General features: G+C 64.8%; 11 protein-coding genes. 4 read left to right on the forward strand and 7 right to left on the reverse strand.

What is annotated here, in order from left to right; genetic code table 11:
- Window positions 1–111: 111 nt before the first annotated feature.
- Window positions 112–1,788, forward strand: coding sequence for a DUF4153 domain-containing protein (locus H618_RS0101440; protein WP_028693365.1), 1,677 nt, complete (start codon window positions 112–114; stop codon window positions 1,786–1,788).
- Window positions 1,789–1,838: 50 nt separating this feature from the next.
- Here H618_RS0101440 and H618_RS0101445 read toward each other — a convergent pair whose 3' ends face one another.
- Together H618_RS0101445 and H618_RS0101450 are read right to left on the reverse strand one after the other, a co-directional pair.
- Window positions 1,839–3,032: an MFS transporter gene (locus H618_RS0101445; protein ID WP_033727351.1), complete on the reverse strand. Its 1,194-nt coding sequence runs from the start codon at window positions 3,030–3,032 to the stop codon at window positions 1,839–1,841.
- Window positions 3,033–3,255: 223 nt separating this feature from the next.
- On the reverse strand, window positions 3,256–4,452 hold the full coding sequence (locus H618_RS0101450) for a class I SAM-dependent rRNA methyltransferase (protein ID WP_028693367.1): 1,197 nt from the start codon (window positions 4,450–4,452) through the stop codon (window positions 3,256–3,258).
- Between the two features lie 211 nt (window positions 4,453–4,663).
- Here H618_RS0101450 and H618_RS0101455 point away from each other — a divergent pair, with 211 nt between their 5' ends.
- Window positions 4,664–5,482 (forward strand): HDOD domain-containing protein, encoded by an 819-nt coding sequence (locus H618_RS0101455; protein ID WP_425414154.1) that lies wholly within the window; start codon window positions 4,664–4,666, stop codon window positions 5,480–5,482.
- 3 nt (window positions 5,483–5,485) lie between these two features.
- Window positions 5,486–6,298 (forward strand): bifunctional DNA-formamidopyrimidine glycosylase/DNA-(apurinic or apyrimidinic site) lyase, encoded by an 813-nt coding sequence (mutM, locus tag H618_RS0101460; RefSeq protein ID WP_028693369.1) that lies wholly within the window; start codon window positions 5,486–5,488, stop codon window positions 6,296–6,298.
- Window positions 6,299–6,322: 24 nt separating this feature from the next.
- Here mutM and H618_RS0101465 read toward each other — a convergent pair whose 3' ends face one another.
- Both H618_RS0101465 and coaD read right to left on the reverse strand, forming a co-directional pair.
- Window positions 6,323–6,574 carry a YfhL family 4Fe-4S dicluster ferredoxin gene (locus H618_RS0101465; protein ID WP_028693370.1) on the reverse strand — a complete coding sequence of 84 codons (252 nt, stop codon included), beginning with the start codon at window positions 6,572–6,574 and terminating at the stop codon, window positions 6,323–6,325.
- A gap of 109 nt (window positions 6,575–6,683) precedes the next feature.
- Window positions 6,684–7,166, reverse strand: a complete 483-nt coding sequence (gene coaD / locus H618_RS0101470; protein WP_028693371.1) for a pantetheine-phosphate adenylyltransferase — start codon at window positions 7,164–7,166, stop codon at window positions 6,684–6,686.
- A 237-nt stretch (window positions 7,167–7,403) separates the two neighbouring features.
- On the opposite strand from coaD, the gene H618_RS0101475 reads away from it, so the two are divergent.
- Window positions 7,404–8,258 (forward strand): sulfurtransferase, encoded by an 855-nt coding sequence (locus H618_RS0101475; RefSeq protein ID WP_028693372.1) that lies wholly within the window; start codon window positions 7,404–7,406, stop codon window positions 8,256–8,258.
- Between the two features lie 15 nt (window positions 8,259–8,273).
- Here H618_RS0101475 and H618_RS0101480 read toward each other — a convergent pair whose 3' ends face one another.
- From H618_RS0101480 to H618_RS0101490, 3 genes are all read right to left on the reverse strand, one after another.
- Window positions 8,274–9,260 carry a hydrolase gene (locus H618_RS0101480; RefSeq protein ID WP_028693373.1) on the reverse strand — a complete coding sequence of 329 codons (987 nt, stop codon included), beginning with the start codon at window positions 9,258–9,260 and terminating at the stop codon, window positions 8,274–8,276.
- Between the two features lie 97 nt (window positions 9,261–9,357).
- Complete coding sequence (locus tag H618_RS21095) at window positions 9,358–10,752, reverse strand: M16 family metallopeptidase (RefSeq protein WP_050577180.1); 1,395 nt, start codon at window positions 10,750–10,752, stop codon at window positions 9,358–9,360.
- Window positions 10,749–12,062 carry a M16 family metallopeptidase gene (locus tag H618_RS0101490; RefSeq protein WP_050577181.1) on the reverse strand — a complete coding sequence of 438 codons (1,314 nt, stop codon included), beginning with the start codon at window positions 12,060–12,062 and terminating at the stop codon, window positions 10,749–10,751. Before H618_RS0101490 ends, H618_RS21095 begins: the two co-directional genes overlap by 4 nt.
- Between the last annotated feature and the right edge of the window lie 45 nt (window positions 12,063–12,107).

Consider the following 12,107-nt stretch of genomic DNA (forward strand, 5'->3'; position numbering starts at 1 on the left):
GACTGGCGATGAATAGGCCGATTCTACACCGCTGGGGTTTGGAGGGAATGCCGACGTGGCTGGACGGCGCTAGACTTCACCCCCTTCGCCGCATCACCAAAAGGACTTCCCATGCCTGAGTCGCAACGCCCGCTGCCGTTCTACCTGATCATCGGCCTGATCCACGGCCTGGTGCTGATGGGCTTGGACCTGGCCGGCCCGCCGCAGTCGGCGTTCATCTACGCGGCCTGCGCCGGGGTGACGGTCTGCGCTGTCGTGCTGCAACTGCTGGGGCCCCAAGGCGTGCAGCGCGGCACGCTGTTCATGGCCCTCGGCCTCGGCCTGCTGGTGGCCGGGCTCAGTGCCTATGACCGCTCCTCGATGGACAATGCCGCCGTGCGTGACACCGCCTGGCTGGCGATTGTGGTGCTCAGTTACATCGCCACCGCGTTCATCCTCGCCTGGCCCAACCGGCAGGGCCTGCGTCCGCGCTATTCGGACCTGTTCCGACATGCCTGGAGCACTGTCTTCATCGTCCTGCTGGCGTTGGGGCTGATGGGGGTGTTCTTCTGGTTGCTGTGGTTGTGCGGCACGCTGTTCGAGGTGGTGGGCATCAGCCAGATCAAGGCGTTGCTGGAGAACCACGCATTGCTCTATGTGGTACTGCCGGTGGTGTTCGCGCTGGGTATGCGTATCGGTTTGCAGAACGAGAAAGTCATCGGCCTGCTGCGCGGCATGTTGTTGTCGCTGTGCCGTTTACTGCTGCCCTTGAGCGCTGCGATCGCCGTGGTATTCACCTGCGTGCTGCCGTTCACCGGGGTACAGCCGATCTGGGCCACCGGGCAAGCCACCGCGATTCTGCTGCTGCTCAGCGCCTTCAACCTGTTCCTGGTCAATGGCGTGTTTCAGGATGGCGAACACGGCGAGGCGTATCCGCGAGGACTGCGCATGCTGGTCAATGCCAGCCTGCTGTGCCTGCCGGTCCTGGTGGCCCTGGCCGCATGGGCCAGTGGCTTGCGCATCGCTCAGTACGGGCTGACCCCCAGCCGTATCCAGGCGGCGCTGTTGATTGGCGTGATGCTGGTGCATGCGCTGGCGGCGGCCGGGGCGGTACTGCCCCGGCATGGCGCGTGGTTGCATGGCCTGCGCCGCAGCAACCCGTGGATCGCGTTGCTCACGGCGTTGCTGATCGTCGCCTACCAGTCACCGCTGCTCGACCCCCTTGGGCTCAGCGCACGCAATCAGGTGGCGCGCCTGCTCGACGGACGCACACCGGTGGATTCGTTTGACGCCAATACCCTGTACTTCGGCTGGGGCGAGCCGGGTCGACAAGCCTTCGAGGCCCTGTCGAAACAGGTTGAGGCGGGCACGGTGCTTGCCCCGACCGAGCGAGAAACCCTGCGTCAGCGCCTGGACGACACCCGCGAAATGGGCGCTGTCTCGAGCCCGGCACAGCCCGTGCTGGAGTGGCTGGGCGCTAAACCCAAGCATGCCGAAGCCTTCACTGAGGTGGTCAATTCAGACTACGAATGCACCCAAGGCTGCTACCTCTGGGCGCAGGACATGGACGGCGACGGCCAGGATGAAGTACTGCTCATTCCGCGCCAGCGCTATGCCCCGAGCGTGACGATGTTCGCCTGGCAGGACGGCGCCTGGAAACGCGCAGGCGTCTACACCTGGAACTACGCACGGCCTGCCGTGAACGACTTCGTCAAACGCATTCAGGCCGGCGAACTGAAGCCGGTCACACCCCGCTACAAGACCTTCCAAGTCGACGGGCAGGAGTTGATGCTCCAGCGCGAACCGTAAGCTGCGTCGATCCAGGCCCCGAACCCCATTGCGCGGTCGGGGCCTGGCTGTCATGTCACTCGGCGCCTTTTGCTGGCAACGCTGATCGCTTTCAGCATCAGGCCGGCACACAGGCCAACGGCAATCAGCGCCAGGGCCAGGCGTTCTGGCAAGCCGTGTTCAGCGACTGCAATCAGCCCACTGAGCACCCCGCCCAGCATGAACAGCAGCGTGCTGCTCAACGCCGCCGCCGTGCCCGCGCAACCCGGATGCCGCTCCAGCGCACACGACATCGCCGCCGGACGCGCCACCGTGGTGCCGGCAGTGCAAATGATCATTGGCAGCAGCAGCGCAAAGGCCGAAAGGCCGCCCAGCCACAGCGTGCCCAGCATGATCACGCCCGCGGCGGCGATCAGTGCCAGGCCCAGGGCGATCTGCACCTGTGGCCTGAGCAGGCGATTGACTCGAGCGGCAAACAAGCCGCCCAACAGATAGGCCATGCCGTAGACGACGAACACCCAGGCGAACGCTTCGGCCGAGAATCCCAGCCGGTCGATGAACAACAGCGGCGAAACCACCACGAAGGTGAAGTGGCAGGTAAAGGCCAGCGCCGCGATCAGCGAATACAACACAAACGCCGCATCGCGCAGCAGCACCCCATAGTTGCGCACACTGCCCTGTGCGCTTGGCTCGCTCCGACGTTCAGCGGGCATTGCATACACCAGCACGATGCCCAGCACACATAAGCCGACGAAGACATGGAAGCTGCCCGGCCATCCCCAGAGGTGCTGCAAGACAGTGCCGGCCAGTGGCGAAATGGAAATGAACAATCCGCTGGTGGTGGTCAGTAAGATGCGCATCGCATTGCGTCGATGTGCGGGGTAAAGGTCTTGCACCAGCGCCTGGCACAGCACGAAACAGCCGCAGCCGATGGCTTGGATCGCGCGAAAGACCATGAACACTGCGTAGTTGGGAGCTATCGTGCAGCCAATGGCGCCGGCCATGGCTATCAGTAATCCCGCCAGCAACAGCTTCTGCCGGCCAACACGGTCAGAAAGTGGGCCAATGAAACACTGGGAAAATGCCACTGCCACGGCGAACGCACTCATGGAGTAGGCGATGTCCTTGCCTGCAACCCCGAACGTCTCCGACAGTGCAGGGAAGGACGGCAGGATGACGTCCACCGGAAATACACTGAGCAGGCTCATCAGAATCAGCAACGCTGTCGAGAGCCGGCAGACGTTGCTGCGCAGAGCGTGGTCCACGGTTTTTATCCTCTTGTCTGATTATCGGGCGGCCATCGGCCTGTCGCATTTGCGCGAGTCGAACAGGCTAGAGGGCCACGGGATCAGGGCAAGGGATGTGGGGCTTGGAAACTTCCTGGTGTGGCGTAGGCAACGTCCTGGATAGGAGATGCCAGCAACAAGCCGTAAAAAAGCCGACGCCCTGTTCGGGGCATCGGCTTGGGATGCTTCGACAATCGCCTGATCAGCTGTTGGGCAACAACCGGCAGGTAATGCTCTTGATATAGCGCGTCTCGGGAATTGCCGGGTGTACCGGGTGGTCCGGGCCCTGGCCGCCGCGTTCGAGCAGCTGCAGGTTGCGGTCCAGGTGGCGGGCGCTGGTCAGGAGGATGCCGTTGAGGTCGTCTTCGGGCAGGTGCATCGAGCACGAGGCGCTGACCAGGATGCCGTCCTTGTTGAGCAGGCGCATGGCCTGTTCATTGAGGCGGCGGTAGGCGCCTTCGCCGTTCTTCAAGTCTTTCTTGCGCTTGATGAAGGCGGGTGGGTCGGCGATGACTACATCGAAGCGTTCTTCGGCGGCTTTCAGCTCCTTGAGCGCTTCGAACACGTCGCCTTCGATGCAGGTGAGTTTTTCGCTGATGCCGTTGAGCGCTGCGTTACGCTCGACGCCGTCCAGAGCGAAGCCCGAAGCGTCCACGCAGAACACTTCGCTGGCGCCGAAAGCACCGGCCTGCACGCCCCAGCCACCGATGTAGCTGAACAGGTCGAGCACGCGCTTGCCGGCAACATAGGGCGCCAGGCGCGCGCGGTTCATGCGGTGGTCGTAGAACCAGCCGGTCTTCTGGCCTTCGCGCACCGGGGCTTCGAACTTGACGCCGTTCTCTTCCAGGGCGACCCAGTCCGGCACTTCGCCGTAGACGGTCTCGACGTAACGGCCCAAGCCCTCGGCGTCGCGCGCGGCGGAGTCGTTCTTGAACAGGATGCCGCTGGGCTTGAGCACCTGCACCAGGGCGGCGATGACTTCATCCTTGTGCTGCTCCATGGTGGCCGAGGCCAGTTGCACCACGAGGATGTCGAAGAAGCGGTCGACTACCAGCCCTGGGAGCAGGTCGGAATCGCCATACACCAGGCGGTAGCAGGGCTTGTCGAACAGCCGTTCGCGCAGCGACAGGGCCACGTTGAGGCGGTGCACCAGCAGGGACTTGTCGAGCATCAGCTTGGCGTCGCGCGACAGCAGGCGTGCGCAGATCAGGTTGTTCGGGCTGACCGCGACCACGCCCAAAGGCTTGCCGCTGGCGCTTTCGAGAATCGCCTGCTGACCGGCGCCCAGGCCCTGCAGCGGGGTCGCAGCCACGTCGATCTCGTTGCTGTAGATCCACAGGTGGCCGGCGCGCAGGCGGCGGTCGGCGTTGGCTTTGAGGCGTAGGCTGGGCAGGGACATGACGTCGCTCCGGAAAAAAGAGCGGGATTATAGCGTAAGGCTTGCCCATAAAGCGGTGCTGGCTATGCGCCATGAATGATGCTTCATCGTCCCAACTTGTGCTCAACGATCGCGCGCCAGACAGGTAGAATCTGCCGTCCTCAGCGAGTATGTAGTCATGTCCCTCGAACTCACCCCGGAGCAGATCCGGCAAGCCTTGCAAGGCATCACCATTCCCCCGCAACCGCAGATCCTCGTCGATTTGCAGTTCGAGCAGTACATGCCTGATCCGGACCTGGGCACCATCGCCCGGCTGATCGCCCAGGACCCCGGTCTTTCCGGGGCCTTGCTCAAGCTGGTCAACTCGGCGCAGTTCGGCCTGAGCAACAAGATCGGCTCGATCCAGCGCGCGGTCGATTTGCTCGGCAGCCGCTCGATCATCAACCTGATCAACGCGCAGTCGATCAAGGGCGAGATGAGCGACGAAACCATCGTCACCCTCAACCGCTTCTGGGACACCGCCCAGGACGTCGCCAACACCTGCCTGACCCTGGCCAAGCGCACCGGCATCCAGGCCGTGGACGAAGCCTATACCTTGGGCCTGTTCCACGATTGCGGCGTGCCGCTGATGCTCAAGCGCTTTCCCAATTACATGGACGTGCTGGTCGAGGCCTACGCCCAGGCCGGCCCAGGCTGGCGGGTGGTCGACACGGAAAACCGTGCGCTCAACACCAACCACTCGGTGGTCGGTTACTACACGGCCAAGTCCTGGCGCCTGCCCGAGCACCTGAGCGCGGCCATCGCCAACCACCACAACGCCCTGGCGGTGTTCAGCGACGACTCGTCGCACAGCGCGCACCCGCAGTTGAAGAATCTGCTGGCGGTGCTCAAGATGGCCGAGCACATCTGCGCGTCGTACCGGGTGTTGGGCGACCAGAACGTCGACCACGAATGGGACGCCATCGCGCCGCTGGTGCTGGACTACATCGGGCTGTCGGAATACGACTTCGAGAGCCTCAAGCAAAACCTCCGAGAAGCGAGCGGGCACTGATTCATGCCGGAATTGCCAGAAGTCGAAACCACCCGGCGCGGAATCGCGCCCTTCCTGGAAGGCCAGCGCGTCAGCCGCGTGGTCGTGCGTGACCGGCGATTGCGCTGGCCGATCCCTGAAGACCTCGACGTGAGGCTCTCCGGGCAGCGCATCGTCACCGTGCAGCGGCGCGCCAAGTACCTGCTGATCAATGCCGAAGTCGGCACGCTGATCAGCCACTTGGGCATGTCGGGCAATCTGCGTCTGGTCGAGATGGGCCTGGAGCCGGGCAAGCACGAGCACGTCGACATCGAACTGGAGTCGGGGCTGATGCTGCGCTACACCGACCCGCGGCGTTTCGGGGCGATGCTCTGGAGCCAGGACCCGCATAACCATGAACTGCTGCTGCGCCTGGGGCCTGAGCCGTTGACCGAGCTGTTCGATGGCGAGCGCCTGTTCCAGCTGTCGCGCGGGCGCAGCATGGCGGTCAAGCCGTTCATCATGGACAACGCCGTGGTGGTCGGGGTGGGCAACATCTACGCCACCGAGGCGCTGTTCGCCGCGGGCATCGATCCGCGGCGCGAGGCCGGTGGTATCTCACGGGCGCGTTACCTGCGCCTGTCGGTTGAGATAAAACGGGTGCTGGCCGCGGCCATCGAGCGCGGCGGCACGACCCTGCGTGACTTCATCGGCGGCGATGGTCAGCCGGGGTATTTTCAGCAGGAACTGTTTGCGTATGGTCGGGCTGGCCAGCCCTGCAAGGTCTGCGGAACGACCCTGCGCGAGGTCAAGCTGGGCCAGCGGGCAAGCGTCTATTGCCTGCGCTGCCAGCGCTGAGCGAGGCGCAAGGCCTGAAGGGGCTCAGGCCTTGCCGGTAATGCGGCGGTACTTGGCCATCAGTTGTTCTTCGCTTTCCGGGTGGGCTTCATCCAGCGGGATGCAGTCGACCGGGCAGACCTGCTGGCACTGCGGCTCGTCGTAGTGGCCCACGCACTGGGTGCACAGGTTCGGGTCGATCACGTAGATCTCTTCGCCTTGAGAGATCGCAGCGTTCGGACACTCGGGTTCGCAGACGTCGCAGTTGATGCAATCGTCGGTGATGATCAGGGACATGGAGACTCCGGCCGGGGCGTCGCGCCCGGGCATGTAGCTAAGCAATGGGCGCAATTGTGCCGTATTCACGCCCGCAGTGCACGCGGGCGCGCGTGCTGCCGACGTGGGGTTATTTTCGGTTGAAGCGCTCGGTCAGCGCATCGGCCACGGCGGGGTGGACGAACTTGCTGATATCGCCGCCCAGCGCTGCGATTTCGCGCACCAGGGTCGAGGAGATGAACGAGTAGCGCTCCGACGGGGTGAGGAACAGGCTCTCGACGTCAGGGGCCAGTTGCCGGTTCATGTTCGCCAGCTGGAATTCATACTCGAAATCCGACACCGCCCGCAGCCCGCGCAGCAGCACGTTGGCGCCTTGCTCCTTGGCGAACGCGGCCAGCAGCGTGGAGAACCCGAGCACGGTGACGTTGGGCAGATGGCGGGTGACCTCCTGGGCCAGCTCGACGCGTTGCTCCAGCGGGAACAGCGGGTTTTTCTTCGGGCTGGCGGCCACGGCGATGATCACGTGGTCGAACAGCCGTGAAGCGCGCTCGACCAGATCGCCATGGCCCTTGGTAATCGGGTCGAAGGTGCCCGGGTACAACACTCGGTTCATCGCTTGGTCCTGGCAGGAGGGCGTTGGGGAGTCGGATGGTAGCGCAGCGACTGCGCCCGGGCAAGTCGCGCGGGCAAATGATGGCACCTTGCGACGTGTGGGTATTGCCCGTGCAGCATCCGCACGGACCACGACGCGGCATGTCGGCCCTGCACCCAGCGGGGCCGCGGGCGGCTACACAGGCGCGCTTGGATGGCCGTAAGATGCACCGATACCGCCCTCGATAAGGAGTTCGTCATGCCCCTTGCGCAATTGATCACCCCGCAACAGTTGGCCGAGCGTCTGGATGCGCCCGGGCTGGTGATCCTCGATTGTCGTTTCGCCCTGGAAGATGCCGACTACGGCCAGCGCAGCTATGCCGAAGGGCATATTGCCGGCGCACATTTCGCTGACCTCGAGCGCGACCTCAGCGGCCCGGTGCACAAGGGCCAGACTGGCCGGCATCCGCTGCCCGAGCCCGCGCAACTGGCCGAGCGTCTGCGCGAGTGGGGGGTGGATGCAGACAGCCAGATCGTGCTCTACGACGATGGCCCCGGCGCCTTTGCCGCGCGCGCCTGGTGGTTGCTGGCCTGGCTGGGCAAATGCAGTGGGGTGTCGATTCTCGATGGTGGCCTGAAAGCCTGGCATGCCGCGCACCTGCCGCTGAGCCTCGATCCACCGGCCAAGCGCAGCGGCTCGTTCACTGGCGTGGCCAATTCGCGGCTGGTGGTCGATGCCGAGCAGTTGCTCAAGCGCCTCGACAGCCCCGAGCTGACGCTGATCGATGCCCGCGCGCTGCCGCGCTTTCGCGGCGAGATGGAACCGATCGACCCGGTCGCCGGGCACATCCCAGGTGCGAAGTGCCTGGCCTCCAGTGAAAACCTCGGGCCGGACGGGCGTTTCCTGCCGCCCGAGCAGTTGCGTCAGCGCTTCGCCCAGGCGCTGGGCGAGCGCTCGGCCCAGCAGTTGGTTTCCTACTGCGGCTCGGGCGTGACCGCCTGTCACAATCTGTTCGCCCTGGCCCTGGCCGGTTACCCCCTGGGCCGTCTGTACCCAGGTTCGTGGAGTGAGTGGATCACCGACCCGAGCCATGAAGTCGCCACCGGCGACTGACCCTGCCGGCGGCCCTCACTGGCCGCTGATCAGCCACTGCGGGATGCGCCGCTCAAGGTAGTATCGCGGCGCCCGCACGCTACCTTCGACGAAACCCACATGACCGCCGCGCCGGTGCAGCTCGAAGTGGGTCTGCGCGGGCAGCTCGGCGGCTTCCGGCAAGCTGTGCCTGAACACGAACGGGTCGTCTTCGGCGTGGATGATCAGCGTCGGGGTCTGGTTCTGCCCCAGGTAATAGCGGCTGGACGACTGGCGGTAATAGTCGTGCACGTCACGAAACCCGTTGAGCGGCGCGGTGACCTTGCCATCGAAGTCCCAGAAGGTACGCAGCTTGCTCAGCGAGCCCAGGCGTTCGAGGGTGTCGACGGCATCCTGTTGACCGCCTGCGCGAAAATGGCGCTGCTTGTTCTGCACATAGGCGAGCATTTCGCGCATGAAATGTGCCTGATACACCTTGGAAAAGCCCAGGCCGATACGGTCGGCGCACTGATCGAGGCGAAACGGCACCGACACCGCCACCGCAGCCTGAAGGTGGCTGTGCTGCCCGCTCTCGCCCAGGTACTTGAGCAGCACGTTGCCGCCCAGCGAATACCCCACCGCATACAGCGGCGCCAATGGCCGCTGCGCGCGCAAATGAGCGATGGTTTCGGCCAGGTCTGCGCTGGCGCCGGAATGGTAGCTGCGCGGCAATAGGTTCGGCTCGCCCGAGCAGCCGCGCCAGTTCACCGCGACACTGGCCCAGCCTTGCTCGCGCAGCGCCAGTTGCAGACCCTTCACGTAGGGCGAATCGGATGAACCCGTCAGCCCGTGCAGCACCAGCACCAGCGGCGCGTCTGCTTCGTGCGGGCCGAACCAGTCGAGGTCGATGAAATCGCCATCTGCCAGCCACACTCGCTCGCGCTGCCGCGACAGCGGCGCCAGCTTGCGCCATAGCGGCCCCCATAAGGTTTGCAGGTGCGGATTGGACAGACCCCGGGCGGGGTGGAAAGCGGGTGTGGACATGAACGAGGGCTCCGGTAAGCCGGCACAGCTTGCCACGGAACGGCTCGCCCAGGGAGGGGCGGGACAGCGCTTGCGGATTCAGCGCTGCCCCTGGCACTCACGCTTCTGGCCAGTCCGGCAGATGCTGTTGCGGCTGCCTTGGGCCGATGCTGAAGAAGCTGATGCCGCGAACATCGATCCAGCGCTGCAATGCCTGGCGTACCTGCTCGGGCGTCACGCGACGCAGTTGCTCGATGAAGTCGGTGAGGTAGCGTGCGGGCAGACCGTGCTGGCTGTGCTGAGCCAGCAGCGCAGCCGCCTGATCATTGCGTGCCGCCTCCAGCAGCAATGCGCCTGCGTGCTGGTTCGCGGCTCGCTCCAGCTCTGCGTGAGTGGGGCCATGCTCGACGAAGCAGGCGATGGTCGCCAGCACCAATTGGCGTGAGGCTTCGGCGTAGTGAGCGGCGATTTCCCAGCGAACCGTGAGCAGCCCACCGGCCTTCCAGAGGGTGGGTGTGACGCGGATGTCGTAGGTTAGATTGCGGCGCTGGCGCAGTTGCTCCATCAACCGCGAACTGGCCCCAGAGCCTAGCACCGCGCAGCCCAGCAGCACGGCCGTGTAGTCTTCGTGTTGCGGTGTGAGGTGCAAGGGCAGCGCCAGCGCGATACTGGCACCGGTACCGGGAAACGTCAGTTCGCGGCGGGTCGCTCCTGGTGCCGGCGCGGGGGGCAGTGCTGCGGCGGCCCAGTGCTGGGGCAGGGCGGCGCTGATGGCTTCGGCCAGTGCCCGGGCTTGATTGCTCGACAGGTCGCCGACGATGGCGATCTCAAGGTTGTTGGCGCTGTAGGCGCGCTGGTGGAAGGCGCGCAGATGCTCGACGCTCAGCGCGCTAACGCCCGCCTGGCTGCCGTTGACGTAGTCACCGTAGGGGTGATCGACGAACAGCTCGCTGAGCACGGCGCGTTGCAACAGGCGGTTGGGGTTGTGCTCGGACAGCGCCAGATGACTGAGCAAGCGGCTCCTGATCTTCTCCAGGGCAGCCACTTCGAAGCGCGGCCGCGCCACCACTGCGGTCAGCAGTTGCAGGGCCTGAGCGCATACGTCCACGGCACTCAGGCAGCGCAGCGACAGGCTGGCGTGATCCACCTCCAGCTGCTTGCGCAGCTCGGCACCCAGATCTTCCAGGGCGGTGGCAAGGCCCTGAGCGTCGAGATCGTCTGCGCCCTGGTCGAGCATGTACAGGGTGGCCGCCGCCAGGCCAGGCAGGTCGCCATCCAGGCTGCTGCCGGCAGTGAAGCGCAGCACGATGTCGACGACCGCCAGCTCGCGGGATTCGATGAAACGCACTCGGCTGCCCTGGGCGGTGTGCCAGTCCAGCGGCGTGCGCTGCACGGTCGGCAGGTCGCTCAGGTCAAGGTCCGTGGCGCTGGTCAGCCCACCGAAGTCGAAGGCGTCTTCACTCGCTGCGAAGTCGGCGCAGTGCGTTCCGGCATTGAGAAACGAGTGGATCATTGCGCGGCCTCCTCAGGCTGGGTGTAGGTCACGGTCAGGCGGTTCGCTGTGAAGTAGCGTCTGGCAACCTCGTGCACCGCATCGGCGGTGACGGACTGGATCAGCTCAGGGGTTCGTTCGAGCAGGTCGAGGTCGGCGCCGCTCAGCGCATGGCGCCCGATGTGATAAGCGTGGTCCTGCAACGCGTCGCGTTGATAGATCAACTGCGCCAGCAGCTTGGTCTTGGCCCGTTGCAATTCGACGGTCGATACCGGTGTATGGGACAGCGTATCGATCACTGCCAGCATGCGTGCGCTGGCCTGCTCAGGACTGGTTCGCCCAGGGCTGAGCAAGCTATGCCAGGTCATCAGCGTGTCGCCGCGCAGATGAACGTCGAATTCGCTGCGAATGCCGCGCAGCAAGGGCTGGTCTCGCACCAGTGCTGCGTAAAGTCGCGAGCTGGCACCATTGCTGAGCAGCGCTGCAGCCACTTGCAGGGCAATCACCTCGGCCGGCGACTGAGTGCTGCCCAGGCTGGGCGTGTTGAAGCTGAGAATCACGCCTTGGCGCAGCGCCGGGAGTCGCACCGTCTGCTCGCGTCCGAACAGTGTGTCGGTTTGCCTGAAGCCAGGGTCGGTGTGCTTCGGGCGTGTCGGCAGTGCATCGAAATGGCGCTCGACCTGCTCGCGCAAAGCGGGCATCCGGATGTCGCCGGCCACCACCAGAGTGGCGTTGCTGGGGTGGTAATGCTTGGCGTACCAGGCCCTCACCGCATCCGCGCCAAGGCCTTGCAGGTCATCGAGGTGGTCATAGCGTGAATGGGCGTAGGGACTGGCGCCATGGGCCAGTTGCAGGTGCAGGCGGCTGGCCTGCTCATCGGCTGAGCTTTCGACACGCAAGCGATGCTCGTTGATCAGCGCATCGCGGCAACTGACGAAGTCCTGCTCCGCGAGCGTAGCGCTGGACATGATGTCGGCCTGAGCTTCCAGCACGATCTCGAGGCGATTGGCCGGCACGCTGGCGACGTACAGCGTGGCTTCGTCGAGGGTGAAGGCCAGCGGCTTGGCACCCAGACGGGCGAGCACCTTGGCGTACTGCCCGGGCGCGAGCTTGCTGCTGCCCTCGAACACCCAGTGTTCAAGTGCGTGAGACAGGCCACTTTGCCCGTGCGGTTCATGACTGGCGCCGACGTGATACCACAACTGCGCGCTGACCAGCGGCACGCGGTGGTCTTGCACGAGGATGACCCTGAGGCCGTTGTCGAGAGTGAAGTGGGCGAGCGGCGAGGACGAGCGGCCCAGGCGGCTGCTCGTCTGGAATGAGGGCTGCATGATCGAAGAGGCTCCTTGGATGGCGATGGCCGGAGCAGCTTCGGT

Origin of the sequence: Pseudomonas cremoricolorata DSM 17059 = NBRC 16634, assembly GCF_000425745.1 — a bacterium.
In the GTDB taxonomy this organism is placed as follows: domain Bacteria; phylum Pseudomonadota; class Gammaproteobacteria; order Pseudomonadales; family Pseudomonadaceae; genus Aquipseudomonas; species Aquipseudomonas cremoricolorata.

What these genes read in the sequence shown, in the direction of transcription:
- H618_RS0101440 (WP_028693365.1), top strand. Translation starts at nt 112, where the DNA reads ATGCCTGAGTCGCAACGCCCGCTGCCGTTCTACCTGATCATCGGCCTG.
- H618_RS0101450 (WP_028693367.1), bottom strand. Translation starts at nt 4,452, where the DNA reads ATGTCCCTGCCCAGCCTACGCCTCAAAGCCAACGCCGACCGCCGCCTG.
- mutM (WP_028693369.1), top strand. Translation starts at nt 5,486, where the DNA reads ATGCCGGAATTGCCAGAAGTCGAAACCACCCGGCGCGGAATCGCGCCC.
- H618_RS0101465 (WP_028693370.1), bottom strand. Translation starts at nt 6,574, where the DNA reads ATGTCCCTGATCATCACCGACGATTGCATCAACTGCGACGTCTGCGAA.
- coaD (WP_028693371.1), bottom strand. Translation starts at nt 7,166, where the DNA reads ATGAACCGAGTGTTGTACCCGGGCACCTTCGACCCGATTACCAAGGGC.
- H618_RS0101475 (WP_028693372.1), top strand. Translation starts at nt 7,404, where the DNA reads ATGCCCCTTGCGCAATTGATCACCCCGCAACAGTTGGCCGAGCGTCTG.
- H618_RS0101480 (WP_028693373.1), bottom strand. Translation starts at nt 9,260, where the DNA reads ATGTCCACACCCGCTTTCCACCCCGCCCGGGGTCTGTCCAATCCGCAC.
- H618_RS21095 (WP_050577180.1), bottom strand. Translation starts at nt 10,752, where the DNA reads ATGATCCACTCGTTTCTCAATGCCGGAACGCACTGCGCCGACTTCGCA.
- H618_RS0101490 (WP_050577181.1), bottom strand. Translation starts at nt 12,062, where the DNA reads ATGCAGCCCTCATTCCAGACGAGCAGCCGCCTGGGCCGCTCGTCCTCG.